Source organism: Mesorhizobium sp. BR-1-1-10, assembly GCF_020165595.1.
Classification (GTDB): Bacteria; Pseudomonadota; Alphaproteobacteria; order Rhizobiales; family Rhizobiaceae; genus Mesorhizobium; species Mesorhizobium australicum.
On record NZ_JAIUIL010000001.1, the window covers coordinates 431,323 to 449,541 of the forward strand.

General features: G+C 56.1%; 18 protein-coding genes and 1 pseudogene. 8 read left to right on the forward strand and 11 right to left on the reverse strand.

All coding sequences use genetic code 11. The annotated features are described in order from the left end of the window. The first annotated feature begins 177 nt into the window (after nt 1–177). Nucleotides 178–1,101: a nucleotidyltransferase and HEPN domain-containing protein gene (locus LB555_RS01935; RefSeq protein ID WP_140877276.1), complete on the forward strand. Its 924-nt coding sequence runs from the start codon at nt 178–180 to the stop codon at nt 1,099–1,101. 251 nt (nt 1,102–1,352) lie between these two features. Here the strand turns inward: LB555_RS01935 and LB555_RS01940 are convergent, their stop codons facing one another. The 5 genes from LB555_RS01940 to LB555_RS01960 form a co-directional block, all read right to left on the reverse strand. Beyond that, nucleotides 1,353–1,865 carry a hypothetical protein gene (locus LB555_RS01940; RefSeq protein WP_224682189.1) on the reverse strand — a complete coding sequence of 171 codons (513 nt, stop codon included), beginning with the start codon at nt 1,863–1,865 and terminating at the stop codon, nt 1,353–1,355. A gap of 26 nt (nt 1,866–1,891) precedes the next feature. After that, the gene (locus tag LB555_RS01945; protein WP_224682190.1) at nt 1,892–3,004 is read right to left on the reverse strand and encodes a recombinase family protein; all 1,113 of its coding nucleotides are present in this window, start codon (nt 3,002–3,004) and stop codon (nt 1,892–1,894) included. Continuing rightward, entirely contained in the window at nt 3,001–3,276 is a 276-nt protein-coding gene (locus LB555_RS01950; RefSeq protein WP_140877274.1) for a hypothetical protein, read from the reverse strand. The genes LB555_RS01945 and LB555_RS01950 overlap by 4 nt, the downstream gene beginning before the upstream one ends. Nucleotides 3,277–3,533: 257 nt before the next feature. Beyond that, nucleotides 3,534–3,983, reverse strand: coding sequence for a hypothetical protein (locus LB555_RS01955; protein WP_140877272.1), 450 nt, complete (start codon nt 3,981–3,983; stop codon nt 3,534–3,536). A gap of 846 nt (nt 3,984–4,829) precedes the next feature. Then, the gene (locus LB555_RS01960; RefSeq protein WP_140877270.1) at nt 4,830–5,873 is read right to left on the reverse strand and encodes a hypothetical protein; all 1,044 of its coding nucleotides are present in this window, start codon (nt 5,871–5,873) and stop codon (nt 4,830–4,832) included. 104 nt (nt 5,874–5,977) lie between these two features. On the opposite strand from LB555_RS01960, the gene LB555_RS01965 reads away from it, so the two are divergent. Then, nucleotides 5,978–6,571 (forward strand): hypothetical protein, encoded by a 594-nt coding sequence (locus LB555_RS01965; protein WP_224682191.1) that lies wholly within the window; start codon nt 5,978–5,980, stop codon nt 6,569–6,571. Nucleotides 6,572–6,586: 15 nt separating this feature from the next. Next, complete coding sequence (locus LB555_RS01970) at nt 6,587–6,823, forward strand: putative phage abortive infection protein (RefSeq protein WP_224682247.1); 237 nt, start codon at nt 6,587–6,589, stop codon at nt 6,821–6,823. A 146-nt stretch (nt 6,824–6,969) separates the two neighbouring features. Here LB555_RS01970 and LB555_RS01975 read toward each other — a convergent pair whose 3' ends face one another. Then, a complete protein-coding gene (locus tag LB555_RS01975) occupies nt 6,970–8,409 on the reverse strand; it encodes a caspase domain-containing protein (protein ID WP_224682192.1) in 1,440 nt (479 codons plus the stop codon). A 157-nt stretch (nt 8,410–8,566) separates the two neighbouring features. After that, the gene (locus LB555_RS01980; protein WP_224682193.1) at nt 8,567–9,910 is read right to left on the reverse strand and encodes a hypothetical protein; all 1,344 of its coding nucleotides are present in this window, start codon (nt 9,908–9,910) and stop codon (nt 8,567–8,569) included. 1,067 nt (nt 9,911–10,977) lie between these two features. Between LB555_RS01980 and LB555_RS01985 the strand changes: the two are divergent. Then, nucleotides 10,978–11,295: pseudogene (locus LB555_RS01985) on the forward strand (IS110 family transposase); the annotation flags it as partial. A 289-nt stretch (nt 11,296–11,584) separates the two neighbouring features. After that, nucleotides 11,585–11,680 carry a transposase gene (locus LB555_RS01990; protein WP_181174048.1) on the forward strand — a complete coding sequence of 32 codons (96 nt, stop codon included), beginning with the start codon at nt 11,585–11,587 and terminating at the stop codon, nt 11,678–11,680. A gap of 517 nt (nt 11,681–12,197) precedes the next feature. Here LB555_RS01990 and LB555_RS02000 read toward each other — a convergent pair. After that, nucleotides 12,198–12,926, reverse strand: a complete 729-nt coding sequence (locus LB555_RS02000; RefSeq protein WP_224682194.1) for a hypothetical protein — start codon at nt 12,924–12,926, stop codon at nt 12,198–12,200. A gap of 35 nt (nt 12,927–12,961) precedes the next feature. Next, the gene (locus tag LB555_RS02005) at nt 12,962–14,032 is read right to left on the reverse strand and encodes a ComEC/Rec2 family competence protein (protein WP_140877262.1); all 1,071 of its coding nucleotides are present in this window, start codon (nt 14,030–14,032) and stop codon (nt 12,962–12,964) included. 143 nt (nt 14,033–14,175) lie between these two features. On the opposite strand from LB555_RS02005, the gene LB555_RS02010 reads away from it, so the two are divergent. Next, a complete protein-coding gene (locus LB555_RS02010; RefSeq protein WP_140877260.1) occupies nt 14,176–14,982 on the forward strand; it encodes a ComEC/Rec2 family competence protein in 807 nt (268 codons plus the stop codon). Nucleotides 14,983–15,231: 249 nt separating this feature from the next. Here the strand turns inward: LB555_RS02010 and LB555_RS02015 are convergent, their stop codons facing one another. Beyond that, entirely contained in the window at nt 15,232–15,684 is a 453-nt protein-coding gene (locus tag LB555_RS02015; RefSeq protein WP_140877258.1) for a hypothetical protein, read from the reverse strand. 157 nt (nt 15,685–15,841) lie between these two features. On the opposite strand from LB555_RS02015, the gene LB555_RS02020 reads away from it, so the two are divergent. Together LB555_RS02020 and LB555_RS02025 are read left to right on the forward strand one after the other, a co-directional pair. Then, nucleotides 15,842–16,132: a hypothetical protein gene (locus tag LB555_RS02020; RefSeq protein WP_224682195.1), complete on the forward strand. Its 291-nt coding sequence runs from the start codon at nt 15,842–15,844 to the stop codon at nt 16,130–16,132. Nucleotides 16,133–16,147: 15 nt separating this feature from the next. Continuing rightward, nucleotides 16,148–16,891 (forward strand): PIN domain-containing protein, encoded by a 744-nt coding sequence (locus tag LB555_RS02025; protein WP_140877254.1) that lies wholly within the window; start codon nt 16,148–16,150, stop codon nt 16,889–16,891. Nucleotides 16,892–16,894: 3 nt separating this feature from the next. On the opposite strand, the gene LB555_RS02030 is transcribed toward LB555_RS02025, so the two are convergent. Beyond that, on the reverse strand, nt 16,895–18,070 hold the full coding sequence (locus LB555_RS02030; RefSeq protein ID WP_224682196.1) for an abortive infection family protein: 1,176 nt from the start codon (nt 18,068–18,070) through the stop codon (nt 16,895–16,897). Between the last annotated feature and the right edge of the window lie 149 nt (nt 18,071–18,219).

Genomic DNA, 18,219 nt, shown 5'->3' on the forward strand with positions numbered 1-18,219 from the left:
GACTCGAATCAGGACCATGCCGCCTTTACTTTCTCCCGACATCACAACTCCTCTGGAAGAACATGTTTGTATTTTTGCAACATCTTTTACGTTGCTTGGCGCGGCCGGAAGGGGCTATTTACAGAACGAAGGCTCGGCCTTGCCTATCAATGCCATATGGGCGGTAGATCATTGTTCATGAAATCCAGCATCGACCACCTTCCTCCCCCGAAGCAGCGTGAGCTCAAAAAGGCAGTCGAGCTACTGCTTGGGGAGTTCGATGACGCTGTGAGAGGGGGAACCGCCGATTTCAAGAAGCGCGGGCGCATTCTGAAGATCATACTCTTTGGATCCTATGCCCGCGGCGGCTGGGTCGACGAGCCGCATACCAAGAAGGGCTACCGTTCCGATTTCGATCTGCTGGTGGTGGTCAACAATCGAAAGCTGACGGACTTCTCCAGCTATTGGCAGCCTGCAGCTGATCGTATGATGCGTGAGATCAATACGCCCGTCAGCTTCATCGTCCACTCGCGCCGGGAGGTGAACACGGCACTAAGAGAGGGCCGATATTTTTTCGTAGATATTCGGCGTGATGGGATCGTGCTGTATGAGCTCGACGAAGAGCCCCTCACGAACCCCGTCGCTTCCGGCCCCGCGGATGCTTTTCGACTGGCAGAGGACTACTACACGGAGCGACTCCCGCAAGCTAGAACGTTCGCCGAAGGGGCGGACTTCTTCGCCGCCAGAGGAAGGCTCAAGGAGAGCGCGTTTCTCCTTCATCAATCCATCGAGCAAGCGTACGCGGCATTGTTGCTAGTGCTGACGAACTACAGCCCCGCCTCTCACAACTTAAAATTTCTTCGGAGCCTCGCCGAGGATCAGGTCCAGGAACTGGCCGAAGCATGGCCTCGTGACCAACAGCGCTTCGTCGCGTGGTTCAACGTTCTCAACGAGGCTTATGTGAAAGCGCGGTACTCGCGACATTTCGAGATCACGAATGAAGCACTTCAATGGTTCGCAGAGCGCGTCTCGGATCTTATCGATCGGATTGAATCAATATGCCGATCCCGACTTGAAAATCTGAAAAAAGAGGCAAGCACCGCATTTCAGCGAGCCGGTTGAGGGCATGCCAGTATCAATTCCAGACTGCCATCAATGCGCTTCAGAGTACAAAAAGCAAAAGACTTGCGCCTATGCGTTTCGACGTCAGCAGCCCGAGTGCCAAAACTACTTCAAGGCAGCAGGGATGATCAGGATTAAGCAGCATTTGCTCCAGCACTCCGATCTTGAGTGTGCTGCATCCACCCTCTGCCGCGCCGCGCGGATTTGGTGCCCGTCAAACAAAAAAAGCCGCCTCGATCAGATCGAGACGGTTAATGATTATGGTTGCGGGGACCCGCAACCACTTTTGTCATAACATCGTCAGGCTTTTGCATTTGGTCTGGTTTGGCGAGTTCGAGGATGCCGAACAACTCGCCGCGTAGCTCGGCATGCACCTCGCCGCGCTTGTCGCCGGGAGTGAGCACGATCTCTCCGATCAACGAGCGCAGCGCCTCGGCGGCTGGACGTCCATTGTCGTGATCGGCAAGCGCTTGCGTGAACTGCTCGACCCGCTTCTTATAAAGAGTGGCGATGTTGGGATGCAGGTCGGGCACGTCAGTGGGCGCCACCGCTAGACGCGCGGTGATCTCCGCCTTCTGCCTCTCCAGGTCTTCCATTCTCGCTTTCATCGAAGGTTGGTACAGGCCATCCTCGATCGCGGCCATCATGCCGGCGATGGCGCGCTCGATCTTGTCGAGCGCCTTGCGGTCCTGTTCGCCTTGCGCGCGACGCTCCTGGTTGAGGCGATTGGTCTCCTGGGCATAGGCCCTGATCGCCTCGGCCACGGCATCAGCCGAGACCAGCCTGTCCTTCAGGCCTGCAAGGACTCGCTGCTCGATCTTCTCGCGGTTGATGGAGCGGCCATTGTCGCAGATGCCGCGGCGCTGGTGGTTGAGACAGGCATAGCGCCCCGCGTGAACAGGCCGTAGCGCCCGCCGCAGCAACCGCAGGTGAGCAGGCCGGAAAGCAGCGAGACCGGCCGCTTCATGGTGTGCAGCTTCCTGGCCCTGGCTTTGCGCGTGGCGATCGTCACCGCCTCGAACTGGCTGGCGATGGACTTCTGTCTCTCCTTAACGGCCTGCCACAGTTCGCCCTCGACGATCCTGAGATGCGGCACCTCGGTGCGGATCCATTTGGCTGGCGGATTGGCCCGAGACACGCGCTTGCCGGTGGCGGGATCCTTGACGAAGTGCAAGCGGTTCCAAACCAGCACACCGGTATAGAGCTCGTTGTTAATGACGCCGGTACCCCGGATGACATGTCCGCGCACACTGGTATCGCCCCAGTGTCGGCCGAGCGGACCAGGAACGTCCTCCTTGTTGAGGTCGACGGCGATCGCCTTCGGGCTCTTGCCGGCGGCGAACTCGCGAAATATGCGGCGCACGATGGTCGCTTCGTCCGGCACGATCTCGCGCTCGCCACGGACCGGTTCACCTGCGGCATCCAGTTTCTTCACCACCCGATAGCCGTAGCAAAGCCCGCCCCCGGCCTTACCCTTTTCCACCCTCCCCCGCAGGCCTCGATGGGTCTTGAGGGCAAGGTCCTTCAGGAACAAGGCATTCATCGTGCCCTTGAGGCCGACGTGCAGTTCGCTGATCTCGCCCTCGGCTAAAGTGACGATGGCAACGCCGGCGAATTTGAGATGCTTAAAGAGAGTGGCAACATCTGCCTGGTCGCGGCTAACGCGGTCGAGCGCCTCGGCCAGCACCACTTCGAAGCGGCCACGCTGGGCATCACGTACCAGATGCTGGATGCCCGGCCGCAGCACCGTGCTGGCTCCGGAGATCGCTGCATCTTCATAGGTTCCTGTTACGCTCCAGCTCTCCCGCGCCGCCTGCTCGCGGCACAGCCTCAACTGATCCTCGATGGAGCCATCCCGTTGGCTGTCGGAAGAATAGCGGGCATAGAGCGCGACGCGGGTCATGGTGGCAGATCCTCTCTCTTCTTCTCAACGGGTTTGCCATCCGGCGCCCTGCCCTGTCCCTCTCGGCGGCCCGGCCGATTGTCGTTGGCCGCCAGCCGCACCTCGAATGCTTCCCGCGCCAGCTGCCGGCCGATCAGGCGGGCGATATCCAGCATCACCCGATCCAGCTTGGCTGCCGCGACGTTTTTCGGGCATCCCTCGGGGCTGGCGAGGTCGCCGTTGTCGTTCGCCGGAACCGACGCCTGCGGCCCAGTCCAGGTTTCCTCTGCCATCGCGGTCGCTCTCCCAAATGGTGGATCGACCGTCTATCGAATGGCCGCCTAACGGCGAGGGAAAGCATGAAGTTCATATCGTAGGACCACAGCGTGCAATGACTTGCGCATTGCGGTTTCATTTCGAACGTCGAGGTAGGGCTGCAGGCGATAAAGTGGGAACGTCCTGAAGCTGACCTCCGGCCGAACCATCAGAGGGAAGTGAACCTTCGCAATCTGTCGGCCGGCTCTCGATAATCCCGGGCTGTTAATACGCTTCAAAGGACGTGTCGGAAGTCCGCAACATCGTCAGGCTGCTCTGCTTCCCCTTCCTCTTTAAGCGCCGCGACCAGCTTGACTGCGGACTCCCAATGATTGGCGACATCGCTCCGCGTCTTCTCCCGGCTTCGGCGACAAACCGGCAAACCTCCTGCGATCGCTTTTAAGTCACGCAGTACCGAAGCTATGTGCGGCCACGGGAAGTCGGTAGGGTCACCAATATCTCGATCAGCGCCGACGATCATTTCTAACTTAGCGATGACGCCGACGAGCGACGTAGCCGCGACTTCGGGGATCGAATCTTGAAGTTTAAGAGCTTCGGTCATCGCAAAGACCTCGGCTTCGCAGGCTATGAGATGCTCAGAGCCTAGACCCGTAGTAGACACTGATAGTTGCCACGGCATCGGCTCGCCCGCAGTCAATACCTGAATTCCGGTATTGGCGATCATTCGCGCCTCCATCCGCTGCTGAATTCGACACAACAGCAATGAGGCATATCGAGCTCGTTGCCACTCGCTCCATAGTCTCAAAGCTAATTCTGTGCCTCGGGGCCCCGGCCTTTCGAGCTCATCGCGTTGGCGGCCGATGACGAAAGGCAAAGTCGTGGTATTGTCGGAATCAACCATGATCCGAGCTCCAATCAGCTTGGGTTGTGGTCAGGCCGAGCGACGTGTTCGTGCACGTTGTTCGGCCGCAAAGCGCAAACCACAATTTACGTACATACCGTACATTACGGACATGGTCATTGTCAAACACGCCCGATGCTATTGATAACAAAACTGAGCGCTTCGAACTGCGGCTTACGAGTGACTTGCTTGCCCGCGTTGACGAATGGCGCCGAAATCAGCCCGATCTTCCCACCAGATCGGAGGCTTTCCGCCGACTTGTCGAGGCTGGTCTAGGCTCTAAGACAGCCGGCAAGCCAGAAACACGCGGCAAATGACTCAACAGGAATTGTCGGAGCGCTCCGGTCTGAACGCGCTGATGTTCGGCAAATGTTCTTGGGCGCATCGCCGACGCGCTAGGTATGGAGCCGAGAGCGCTCATTCGCAAAAGCGAACAGCCATCATTTCAGAATAGGTCCGCGCGTAGCCGCTCGCGAGCGCGCCGTAAACAGCGCCGTAGCGAGCGAGCGGTGGGTTTGCGCATCGTTTCGATCTTTGGATAAAGCGTCGTTATTCCCCCCAAAAAGCTGTTCGATCCCGGGCTTTGATAGGCACATCTCATTTTCCGAATCAGAGGATCCGCTATCCTTCTGGATCTTTCTTGCCGCGTCATTCCGATGCGCCGAGTGATCAAGACGGAGGCTTGAGAAGGTCCTTGAGATTGAGGTCCACCTTAAACGAGATAATTTTGGACAACCTCTCGATAAGGCCCTCGGCTGGCCGGTGAGAGATCGTTTGCCGAAATGTCGTTCCTTCGGGGCCAATAGCAATCTCGGTTTCTCCAGTGACAACGAACCCTCTCGCCTGCAGCTCATCGATGGTGTCCGTCATGGAAGCTGCGTCGGGGACTATCGTGTTCCGAGATATCAAGTGGCCTTGTGCTTCGGCCAGATCAAAGCCCGCCCTCAGTTGGTCGCCCCCAGACAGGCCTTTGTCGATTAGGCCCAGCGCAAGGTTGTCGGCGGGAGGGAAGAAATACTGGAAGATGTTGAGGCTTTTTAAGCGCTCCTGCACCTCATCAATGTGTTTGCCGCTGTGGAACAGATCCCAATCACCTTCGGTAAACTCGTAGGTTGGAATTGGGCATATCCCCTGCTTTCGATCCCCGGCTAGGTTGTCAATGGACCGCAGTTGGTTGAGGGCTTCCAAGGTCATGTCCAGCGCGGCACCGTGATTGCCTTCGAATATGGCACGCCAGTCCAGGGACGCAGCCTGCTCGATGGCATTCATAAAATGCGTCTTTAGCGGGAGATCGCTTTGCTGTATCGGGCCGAAGATCGAATTCATCCCCGGTCCAAGCAGCTCCTTCATTTCCTCTTGTGCTGAGTCGCCCTTTGCCATCACGGCGCCAATTTGCATCACCTTCGGAAGGTCAAGCTCGCCGGTGTCGGTGTTGAACATAAAGCGAGCCGCGAATGCCAAATCAACGGCCAATGGCCTTGCAACCAACACCTTGGCGGTTGGCAGGGTCGCCTGAACATCGACACGCATCAACGCGGCAGTGCGTGGATTGGGATCGGCGGATATCAGGATCACACGGTTGCCTTTGTCATCAACCGCTATGGCCTGAACCTCATGGGTCAGACCGCTCGCGCCCTGAATTTCCTTGGCGGGTCGGTATTCAGCGCCCAGCGCCTTGCTGAACGATTCCCAGATTGGCGGCTTGTCGTCCATGTCATCCTCACGGAATCGGCTCGGGTCCCTGCGTTGTCTATCCTAACCAGCATTGCAGCGCCACGTTCTGTCATGTCATGGTATTGCATTGGGGGAATATCATCATGTGGCACAAATGGGCCTTTGCCGTGGTTGTTGTTTTGTTGCTCTTACTGAACTGGCGGTTTGAGTTGCTGCGAAAGGGTTTTGACAGCATAGTCCAGCCCAAGAACAACGACAGCGCCAACAGTGTCTACCGGTTATTCGTCACTGGCCTTGTCGTCCTTGTTGCGGTGTTGGGGTTGGCGCTCTATCTCGACGCATGGAAGGGGAGCGACGACAGTCTTACGCTCGGCACATTCGGTGATTTCGTCGGTGGCGTCGTAAACCCGGTCCTGACGTTCCTGACCTTCCTGGGTCTGCTCATCACCATCATCCTACAGCAACGGGGGCTCACAGAGGCAAGAGCGGGCGGGAGCGAGTCAACGTTCTTCGAAATGCTGGGCTTACACAACTCCATTGTACACGCCATGGACGTGCAGAGGCGCAATCAAGAGGCCCTGCATGGCCGCGATTGTTTCCGCCATTTCGTCAAGGTGATGCGGGAAGCTTATGAGAAAAGCACTAAGCCAACGGAGCTGGAACGGGTTATCGATGGCCATGAGGTGCTGTGGGAGCAATTCTACGGTGATCTGGCCCACTACTACCGCTACCTCTAGAACGTCATCCGCTTCATTGATGAGAATATAGATGATAAAAATAAGGTGCGCTATATCCGCATCCTGCGCGCCCAGCTCAATGATGACGAAATGGTTGTTCTTTTTTATAACGGACTCACTGACCGTGCGAAGAAATTTAAGGTATACATAGAGGCGTTTTCGCTATTCGACAACCTACCGAAAGAGCGCTTATTTAAGCTGGAACACAAAGATTTTTATAAACCTCGCGCCTTTGAAGAAGCTTGGAGTTAATCCTTCCAGGCTAATTCCGGTCGTCAGGATAAAGCGAAATAATTGACACTGCTCTCATCGCAGTGATGGTTCAAGACTGACGTTGTAGCTGCCGATGAGCAGACGGGGACCACACTGGGTTAGCCACGGCATTCTGGTCGATTTTCTTAGTCCCCCTCCAGGCGTTTGGTCGTCCCGTCGATATGGTCACGAACCGCTTTCGTTAGCGCATCGCAAATATTCCCTATCAAGAACTCCACGTCGGCGGCCCATCCCTTGGTATACCAGCGGCGAACGATCTCTCGCCCTTCATCGTCGAATGCATCCCAGCTGATTCTAGGGTGCTGCGTCACCATCTCGAAGATGTAGCACTGGTTGAGGCTGGGTGCGCAGCTTAGGACAAGTTGGAGCTGCTGGAGCGCCTTGTACTTCGGCGTCAGCGTCAGTTTGAGCTGAGCCCGTAACATGGTGCAGTTCAGCTCTAGGTCGAAATGCTCGGTCCACTCCTGGTTAAAGGTGGCCAGAATACCCATTGTGGCCTGTTCCCACGGACTCGCTTTCTTCTTGGTACGCTTGATCTCGGCGGTCACAAGTCGGTCAGGTCGTGTCTCACGGGACAGCACCCGGATCATAAAGTCCCTTATGACGGGCTCATTGAAAGTCGCGTGTTCAGTAGTCGCTGCATCGAAGAACTCAGCGAACTCGCTCTCGTTGAACCTCTTGAGCACCCCATCGAACAGGTTGTCGATCAGCGCCTTGGCCTCATCAGGCCCGCCCATCCGTTTCTCCGCCGCCATAAGCAGTTGTGTGGCGGTCACCGGCCCGGCGGTGACGGTAAGGTCTCCGGTGTCGTCGCGTTCGACGTTCTCGTCGCTTTCATCTGCTTTACTTCGCCAACGGTTTGCAAGCTCGTCGCGGAAGCCAGCTAGTTTGCGAGCGTCGTCGACCAGTATCTCGCGCCCGGTGCCTTGGTTGACGAAAAACGGAGTTTGGTCGTCGTTTCCGATGAAGTCGTCGCGCAGCGTGTTCTTGATGTCAGTGTAATAGACGACCCCTTCGGTCTTTCGTACGCTCGCTTCGAGAAACGCGCGGGTAAAAGCGCTTAGCCGCTCTCCGCCGAGCGACGTCTGGTCATCCAGTGATGATGAGAACTGAAGCACATTCCGCAATCCATCCTTCACTACGGGCAGCAGCGGGCGGTCACCCTTCACCAGCAGCGCACCGGAATAGCAAGCGTCGATAACCGTAACGAGCACGTCCGGTCTAGCGGCCCGGAATAGGTCCATTATTTCACTATGTGGAAAGGCTGTTTCGTTGGGGCGGCCTGGATCGAATGCTGTTCCGCATACGTAGAGTTCGGCACCGATGTGGATGCCATGCCCCGAGAAGTAGAATAGCACCTCGTCATGGTCGCCGTCCGGCGGCAATGCGCCTCGCACAGCCTCCCGCATCGCGTCCGCGTCCAGGTTGACGTAGGGAAAGATGTGATCGAATCGCCCGGTGGCCTCAAGAAGCGCCCGCATGGCTGCGACGTCCTCGCTACAACATGGCAGGGGAGTCTCTTGGTCGTATTCAGCATTGCCGATCAAGATTGCGGTCGAGGTCACTTCCGCTCCGGATTGTTTATGTTGCAAATGCGAGCGACACTATAGTCCCGTGGGATGGCGGTCCACGACCGATTCTTGCTCCGTGCTCCTCAAAGCTGTCAGTCTGAAAATCGGCCCCGTTGCCGCAATAAACAAGTCTAGGCAGCACATATCTCGTCTAATCGAATTTTGCCTGGTACCGCTCCTGCGGTGCCCGCCAGCTTTCGATGAAATCCAGCGGATCGACGCTTTCCATCATTGCTCTCGCGAGAGCCAGACGCTCCTCCAGGCGCTTGCGGCGATCTTCATCGTCCGTAGTGTTCAACCGCTTTTCGGCATCCGCGAAAAAACGCCCTACCGTCATCGCCTTGCCCCACCGTTCAATAATTTCCGCAAGCTGCTGCTGGCTATCGGCTAGTGCCTGAGCCACTTTGCGGGCGTCCTCCTGCTTTAGATAGCGCTCCCACTCCTCCTCTCTTTCTTTCTTCCTCTTCGCCGCCGCCACATCCTCGGCGTCCATAAGGCGCTGAAGCGTGCCCTTGGCCTCTTTCAATGTTTCCACGATTTTTGGGATCAGAGCGCCAAGCGGTTTCTCCCCGGTCTCTTGCCAGCTGACCGACCAGTCGACGTTCTTTTTCGGCGAGTAGGCAATGACCCGAAAGCGCCCGCAGGGCACGTCCTGCTGCCTTGTCCAGGAATGCGTTAGCTGCCAAGGCTTGGCGGATCGGATGAGCCTGCTGTCCTCCCGATGGTATTCGCCGTCGAGGTATCGCACCATCACTCTTTTGGTCATTTCGGTGATGGCGAGCCCGATCGGCACCGTCTCGACATAGAGGACGGTAGGTCGATCCGGAGCCCAGATGCTCCCGGAGTGATAGTGACCGTATTTGCGATCCTTGCTCTCCACCTCCTGTTCCTTGATGCGGATGCGGTCAAGGCCGTCGGCAGCCGGCGCGACTTGAACGCGGTATCCCTGCTCGTCCAGCGCGAGATAGAGATCGTTGGCGATCGAGAGTGCGCGAAGCAACTGGGTCTCTGAGGAAATCAGATCCGGCAGGATTCTCTTGTAGGGCCTTAGGAACTCGCCCTGTTTAACGTCGCGTGTTTTTCGCATGTGCTCTTCAACGCCGAAGAGCAGCCGATGGCGCACCGGACGATGGGGCTTCGCGGCAGGTCTGGCCTTGCGAACAGAGCCTTCCTTCGCGGTTCTCTTTCGTTGAGGCTTTGAGGTCGACGACGTTAGCTCGATCAGTTCGTCCGATGCCTCCGGCAGTGGCGGCAAGTCTACCGGGAGCCCGAGCAATTTACGCGTCCAATATCCCGACCCAGGATAGGGAACCTGATACCGCTTACATGTCGATGCTAACACCGTGCCGGAAATTCCGAGCTCTGGAGCGATTTTGCTGAGAGGCCTCTCGCAGACTCGATTGTAAAGCTCAAGGCGTGTCAGTTGCACGGCAAAATAGGACTCAATTCGATCATGGCCGATATCGCACCGCCAGCAGCGGCTGGTGATGCACATCGCTCGTCATCCGCGTATCAGCGGTTTGGATAACTTTTAAGACAACGTGGCGCCGGCGTATCCATTCATAGTAACCGGCCCAACCTTCGCACTTTGAGCGATGCGATCGACGTAGCAGACCGCCGGTCAAACATGCCCTGTCGACAAGGGTGCAGGCTTCCTTCACGACAACTCGGCAGCCATCCAAGGCCCTAACCTCACGGCGGTGCGGAACCACTTCCATAATATCCCAGGACAATCGCAATTATCAATTTAAGGGAACATTGTCAATTATTGAGCTAATACAATTGTTTAGCATCGGAGCGCACATTGCGGCAAAGGCTCACAATGTGCCGCGGGCGCGAAAAATGCTAGCAAAAACCACCAACCGACCGCCGCACAATGTGCGCCTTTTTATCTTGCCATCTTCAACGGTCGTATTTTGCTAGGCTCATTTGCCATCGTCGTTACTCTTCTAAGCTGCGATAGTACGCTATTCTATGCTCTATGTCACGATTGCGTATTCTGGCGTCGATTTCCAACGCGCCGCGCAGTCTTCCGCGCTCTGCAACGGGGCCTACCGGCTGCATGAGAGCAGCACTGGAATCGTCGCGGTGCACTTTTCCATCGAACTGACGGGGAGCATCGTCACGGGCAATCTGGCGCGGACCGGCCGTCTCGCGATCGGCTCGGCCGCAGGCACGATAAAGTGCGTTTCGTCGTTCCTGGTCTGCATGAGTAGTCATCCACCGAAGCGGATTCCTTGTGTCAGATGGCGCCCGTCAGCGTGCCGGCGCCATGTGTTTCGACTTTCGTTGCACCGTTAATCGATGCACTCCCAACAGCCTGCGATTCTAGATATCAGCGCGCCGGGCAGCATCGCTTCGGTTCGTCGTGGAATCGCCGAAATAGAACGTTCCGTCGCTCCACATATGGTATGGACCGGCCGCGCTCCGGCGGCGCGGCGGCCATGCTGCAAGTGCGGCTAATCGCGAAAGGAGCACATCATGACTGACATCGCTCGACATGACGAAAGTGTCGCCACGATCGGTATGGATCTTGGCGAGAACAGCTTCCATCTCATCGGAATGGATGCGCGCGGCAAAGTGATTGTTCGCCAGAAACTGACGCGTGGACGATTGGAACAGTATGTCGCCAATCTTCAGCCGTGCCTCGTGCGCGTCGAAGCCTGTGCGGGCGCCCATCACATCGGCCGTCGACTGGGGGCTTTCGGCCACGACGTTCGACTCATCCCGGGACAGTACGTCAAACCCTTCCAGAAAGGGCAGAAGAACGACCACCGCGACGCCGAGGCCATCGCCGAAGCCGTGCAGCGGGCCACGATGCGCTTCGTTCCAATCAAGAGCGCCGAGCAGCTCGACCTTCAGGCTTTGCACCGGGTTCGCAGCAGGCCCGTCGGCCACCGTACCGCAGTCATCAACCAGCTTCGCGACTTCCTCCTTGAGGCGGTGTCATCGTCCCGCAAGGGCCTGCGAGACTGGGCCAGGTGCGCCCATCTGTGTTGGCTCAGCGCACCGACGTGCTGTGGCCGCGTGTGGTTCGTCTTGTCGAAGAACTGCGCAAGACTGGCGCCGGCTCGACGATCGAGTTGAGACAGTGACTGACGAAATCCAGACACTCTCGCGCCAAGACGAGAGCTGCCAACGCCTGATGAGCGTTCCGGGGATCGGCCCGATGACTGCGAGCACAACGGTCGCCACGATCCGCAATGGCGCAGCCTTCTCGAAGGGGCGTGACTTTGGCGCCTGGCTCGGCTTGGTGCCTAAATAGCTCTGCACCGGCGACAGAACGATGCTCGGTGGGCTTAGCAAGCGTGGCAACAAGTATGTGCGAACCCTCTTCATTATTGGAGCGCGCGCCGACAGCACGGGGTCCATCAGCTCCCTTTTAGCGGGTCGTCCGCCACAGCCTGACGCACCGCCGCTCGAAGGCTCCTCATCCGACCTTGCTCAGGCGGATGCCGAATGCCGTCTGCGAATGGCGTTCTCCAGGTCGAGGAACTTGGCCCTTCAGATTGCGCCGGTGCGTCAGCAGAAGCTTGGTCCGATAGCGGCTTTCCGACTTGACATGGGCCTGCCGGAACCACCCGGGCGCATGATATGGGCGATGCCGAGTGCATCGGCCTTGTCGGTCTGCTGCGCTGCGCCGACATCGCGGCGCGCCCGAGCTCGGTATGCAGCAAGATGAGGGCAATCTGCCAATGAATGGACGCTGGCCTGGCGTCGGGATAGCTTGGCGCCGATATCGAGTTGCCGACGTCAGTGCCGATTGCTGGAATTCCGATCGTCTACTTTGTCTCGTTTATGAGGGTCTCGCAGCTTAGAATTAGCTGCCTCCCATATTGATCGGAGGCCTCGAGTACTGCCTTTTTGCCAACGAAAAAGAAAAAGAAGGCCGCGTGGATGACAGCGATCATCAGCACCGTAAAAACCTGAAGGAGCGAAGGATCGTTCGGGACATCCATTTTGCGTGAAATTATCAACAGGCAGATGAGCACGACCACCGCATTGAGTGTCAGCGCAGGCCATTTCACGCCATACAGATTGCGTCGAAAACCATAAGTCTTGTTTTCCTCAAAAAGGATTTTGAATTTCGTTGTGTCCCGGGTTCTCTCTCGAAGCCAATTTCCGCACCGCTCGTAGAAACCGTCTGCGATGCGAGGATTGTTAAGCTCGTTTTCCGCCGTTGGGGCAGGCTCGCCGAGTTGCTTCGCCAGGAAATTGCGGTATCGGTCCTTGGTTTCTTCTGCGAATTCCTGTTTTCCGCGCCGCAGCAATGTGATGGCCGGCCGTCCACCTGTGCTGCTGAAAATCTGCCGCTCGGCACGCTTGCCGAACCGCCGCGCGATGTCCGAAAATCCTACAAAGATTACCCCGACAGCCAACGTTGTGATTGCTTGTGGCAAACTGAAAGCGTTCCATGTGACAGCGACAGTCGCAAGCGCTATGGCGGGTGCAATGGCCCAAACCGCCGGGAACAGGCGAGCTCTTATGCTGTATGAATCGAGAAATCCCAATTTCCGCCTTTCGACCGCCTTCGCCGATTCGGTCGCTATTCTTCTATCTCATCGGGGTATGGCTCCCCAGGCACCGCGCCCCAGCCTTCTCTCGCAGGCGCATTAGCATATGTGGTGATGCTGCCGCCTTCCGTGGTTAGCACCTTCGCACCGCGGTGAATCATCGCCCGAATGACAGCTTTCCTGGGATGGTCTTCGTCAAGCTTCGCCGAGCTGATCATTGCAACGAAGGTCGAGGAATCGGGCTTTGCGGGTAGTCGCTTTCCAAGCCAAGCATCACAGATTTCGGTCGACAAGTTGCGGCGAGATCCATGGTGGGGAACCTGAAATCGATCGATTCCCGGGAGAATGAGGCCGGCGAAGGGTGCGTACGCGGCGGCCTCCAGAAGCCCATCAACGCCAGCGTCGCCGGTGAGCAGAATTTTGCGTCCGTTCAGGTACGCATACTGGATCACAGACATTCGGTTTTCCGCGCTGATGGGCTCCGTCGAAAACTTCTCAAAGCCCCAGCCCTCTTTCACAAGCTTGATCGCAGCTTTGGCGAGCGTCGCAATGCCTTCTAGAAGCGTATCGAGGGCAGATTTCGTTGCTGGAGTTTTTTCTGATTCAACCACAAGGTCCAGGAAACGTGTCTTCGTAGGCGCCAGCACCGTGAACGCTCCGATCTTGGCTCCCTGAAATGGCTCTGACATCGGGATTGATTTTGCTTGCGCGATCTCGTCGAGGGCAGCCAAGTTGGAGTAGTTTTGTTTCAGTTCCTTCGCCAGATTTTCAACGTTGGAAAACCGCTGGAAGCGATGAATGATCTCTCCTGCATAGATCCAAGGACGTAATATCCACAGACGCCCCACCTCGTAGTTCTCAAGGATATAGCGAAGGCCACCAGTGTGGTCGTGGTCGTTGTGAGTTACAACCACATGGTCGATTTTCTTTGGATTGCCGTAGTACTGATTGATATGGAGAGCCAGCTTTTCCCCCGTTTCAACGTACCCGCCGTCAACAACGTGGATAAACGTCTGATTGGCAATCTCATAACGCAATGAGATTGCATCGCCGCTCTTTTTGGTTTCAACGTCCAAGAAGTCAATTTCGAAAAAATCAGCCATCTCAGCGCCCGTACCCTACAACCCTTGCCAAGGGTAGACACGAAAGCACTGAGTCGCCAGTTGGCTTTTCCTGCAATTCACCGAATACTTTGTACCTACGCACTCTGCGACCGGCGCCAACGTATTTTTCCAGGGTAACTTCAATGGATCTCAAAATCTTTGACGTTCAGCACGGTGCATGTGCGCTCCTGACTTGCGATGACGACACTAGAATGATGATCGATTGTGGACAGAACGCGGTTACCGGTTGGCGGCCAGGAAGCTATCTGCGGCATCTCGGGATCAGCTACTTGGAAATGCTCGCAATCACCAACTACGACGAAGACCACGTCGATGGGTTACCAGACCTTCGCAAAAGCGTCGAAATCGGCTGGCTCTGGCGGAACAAAAAGGTTTCCGCTCGACAAATCCGCAACCTCAAATCGGAAGATGGCATGGGACCGGGGATCGATGAACTCGTTTACATGATCGAGCGCGAATACAGCGGATCGGTGCCGTCTCCTGGTCCGAAGTTCCTGGACCTAAGGAGCACAGCGTTTTCCAATTCCACTAAGGACTTTGACGACGAGAACAACCTCAGCATGGCCTTGCACCTGTCCTGTCATGGGGTCGGAATCATGTTTCCCGGCGATCTGGAAACTACCGGCTGGCTTGCCCTGCTGAGGGATGAGAATTTCCGAAGCGCGCTGCGCAATACCCATGTATTAATAGCCTCACACCATGGACGCGAAAGCGGGATCTGTCCCGAAATCTTCGACTATTGTAGCCCCTATTTCATCGTAATTTCCGACAAAGGATACATGTACGACACCCAGCGTACGATCCCGTACTATCGGACCAAAGCACGAGGGGCCGCATTTCGAGACGAATCATTCAGGAGAGTTCTCACGACACGTAGGGACGGTCGGATTGGTTTCACCTTTTCGCCTCGAGGGTGGGGGGCTTATTGACGTTACCACCAACCTTGGTGTTGCAGGTGCGTTGCCCAAGCTGCCATTGGCTGCATCCTGTACTCAGCGATCGTTTACCTCAACCGGGATGCAGTCTGCCGGCCTACGTTGCAAACTACGGACTCTAGACAAATCCTGTGAGTAGGAAGCTGTCATTCATGCTGGCCTCCACTCCAGCCAGCAGTTGAATCAAACCCCTCCTGATTTGGGAATCCCTTCCGAGCCCGTCACCATGCAGTGCGCTCACATCTAGTCGGCGGAATAATTGAAAGTGCCGCAGAGACGTTTGCTGTTGATGTTGTAGGGGGCTTCCTTCGATCCAAAGACCGCCACCCCAAGCAGCGGAGAATGTCCAAGCGACGATTTTTCGAGGAACACGACGTATCGAGCCGGGTCAGATTTCGGATCGCCGCAAAGCGTGTTGCCGTCTCTGAGAGCTCCTGGATCCCGTGACATTTTGAAGACTTCCGCAGTCGTCTTCTTGTCGACGGTCTCGTCCCACTGACGCCAAAAAGCGCCCACCGACGTCAGATCGACATTGTTGCCTTTGCCAAAAGTGATCGTCATCTTGCTACCGGCGACGGCGAATTCCGGATTTCCGGACAGCCGTATCGCACCTGTGATCGACTCGGCGGCGCGGCTATACGGCTCGAATTCGCGCTTATCTTGCCAGATGTGGTGTTCCGTGGCTGATTGGGTCAACGCTGGACCGCTAACTAGGCATGTCGTGATGGCTAGGGCTACCGAATATCGCGCTGCAAGGTCATTATTCCAGATCCGTCTCTATCCGCCTGGCGGCCACGCCAGATTGAAGCCTAGAACTCTATAAGAACCCGGAACCCCCTTGGGCGAAAGGCCGATGACGAAGAAGGTTTTTTTGGATGCCAACGTCATTATTCGCGCCGGACGCCCGCCCGGCGGCCCGCTTATTGATCGCATTGTCGACCTCGTGAATGCGGACTTCGTGGCAGTTGTGGCCACTGATCTGACTCTGATTGAGGTTGCGAAAAAACATGCCGACAACGACTTCAACGTCATAAAGGACGTGGGAAGACAGCATTTCCGAAGGCTTGTCCGCGAAACGCTTGGCGTCGAGTTGCCGGAGATTGGCAAGGACAAACTCCGTCAAAGGCTGGATGAAAAATATTAGAAGCTGACCAGGGACATGTTCGAAAGGCTTAGGGCAAAGGTGCTCTCGATCGATAACATCAAGCCGTCGGCAGTGTTCGACGCGTACTCTGCGGATCAAGGCTTCTTTTCGGGTCAGAGCAAGCGAGACCAATTCCCCGACGCATTTATTTTTGAATGCCTGAAGCCTGAGGCTACGGACCAGACGCCCCTTATTATTGTGTCCGATGATGCGGACTTCGTTTCGCCTTCAAGGTCCGTGAAGCATTTGACAGTGCTCAAATCGATACCGGACCTATTCACTGAACTAGGCTACGAAATCGAAGAGCCCGACATTTTCGAATTCATTGATGGCAGTATGGACAGGATTCGCGATCTGTTGGCTGAAGAGCTTGCCAATTGGGAAATGATCGCAACCGACGTTGAAGACGCCGATGTCGAACAAGATTGGGTGGAGGTGGAAACGCTTCATTCTTTCAGTGTGTTCGGCCAAATAGGTGATGACCGATCGATTTTGGTTGTAGCAAAAGCAGATTTGAAGGTGGGCGTGAATTACACGCATCCCGATTGGGCTACGGCCACTTACGACAGCGAGGATAAGGTTTTGATTCCGACGATGGAAGACGTGAGTGGAGAAACTGAAGTTCGAGTTGATGTAGATTTTTCAATGACGATCGCGGTGGACGAATTAGGAAAACCAGTTGAGATTGAAAGTGTCACCTTCCGCAACGACCGATTCGTGTATGTCGCGCTGAGCGAAGACGGCTATCCATACAAATAGGACCTAACCTTTCTTGTTTGTTGCCCACGTCGAAACGAGAAAGGTAGCCATCGTTCCCGACAGATTGACCGCAAGCTGAGCATGCCTGGAAGCAGGTTTCACCTTCTTCGGCCCCGGGCTGTGAGCGTCACCAATTTTGTTCCGCAGCGACCCCAGAGATTCTACGACCGATTGGCAGCTTCCAAGGATCTGCTTAAAGACAGGCTCAGTGTGGCCATCTGGCGCCAAGTTCAGAATTTTCGCCAGCTTCCGGTAGAGAACAGGCAGGTCGTCTTTTTCCTCGTAGGACTCCCCTGCTTCGAAAATGATCCACTTGCATACGTCCTCGAGCAATGTTCTGGCCAGCGTGATCGCCCCCTCGGCGTCAGCATCTCGACGGTCGAGCGCCTGAATCCATCTGGCATGCACCGTGTCAGTGTCGAAGGCTGCCAGCGCCTGCGATATCGCGTCATCTGCTGGACTGCCAACTATAGCGGGTCGAACTTCATAGACAGGGCTGCCTGACAGCCGACGGATAATAATCAACTGACAACCGTCATGGCGCAGGTGCTCGTTGACTGCTGCAGCGAGTTCTGCCTGAACTTCCCGCGATTGCGTAAGGGGACTCGTTACCTCCTCCAGGAAGCGGAAGAACTGCCTCTGCGAGCATGTCAGATAGCCCACGGCTTCTAATGTCTCTCGATTGTTCCAATCGTTGTTTCGGACGATCGCGTTGAATAGATCGTCGTCCAAAGTCTGCTCGGTGGCGACGTTCTCGAAGACAGAAAGCATCCGGCCTGTTGGCCAAATACGACGGATGAAGTCGATTTCTTCGAACTCCGTGCTGTAAGGTCGCTTATCAAAAAGTGCCATAATACGTCGACGAGTGAGTTCAGTGACCGTGGCCTGGCCAGTTTCCTGAAGCTTGGCTAATGCTTCCGATAGGTTATAGGAGTCGACTTCTTCAAGAAGCCGCACGGCGATCGGGATCAATTCCGCGGCAGATTTTTCAAACAGCCGCCGTTCAGCATATTTGAATTTGCTCTTGAACGACTCGTCGCGATCCCCAGTCCGCAATCCGAGCCGACTACAGAGCGAGGGCACCTCGTTCGCGCTGAAATCGGAAATCGCCCCGGCCATTTCATTCCTGAGCTTCCTGACCACTGACGTTGGGTATTGCTGCGTAGCTTCCTGTTTCACCTCGATGCCCTTTCCGACCCCAATCTATCTTCAGTCCCCGCGGCTAAGACGCCTAGCCATCTTGATACCGAGATCCTTCGCTTCAAGTGACATCCGCGGAACACGTTCGCTTGGAGCGATTGGTAGAGGAATCAGAACAGTTTTCGGCC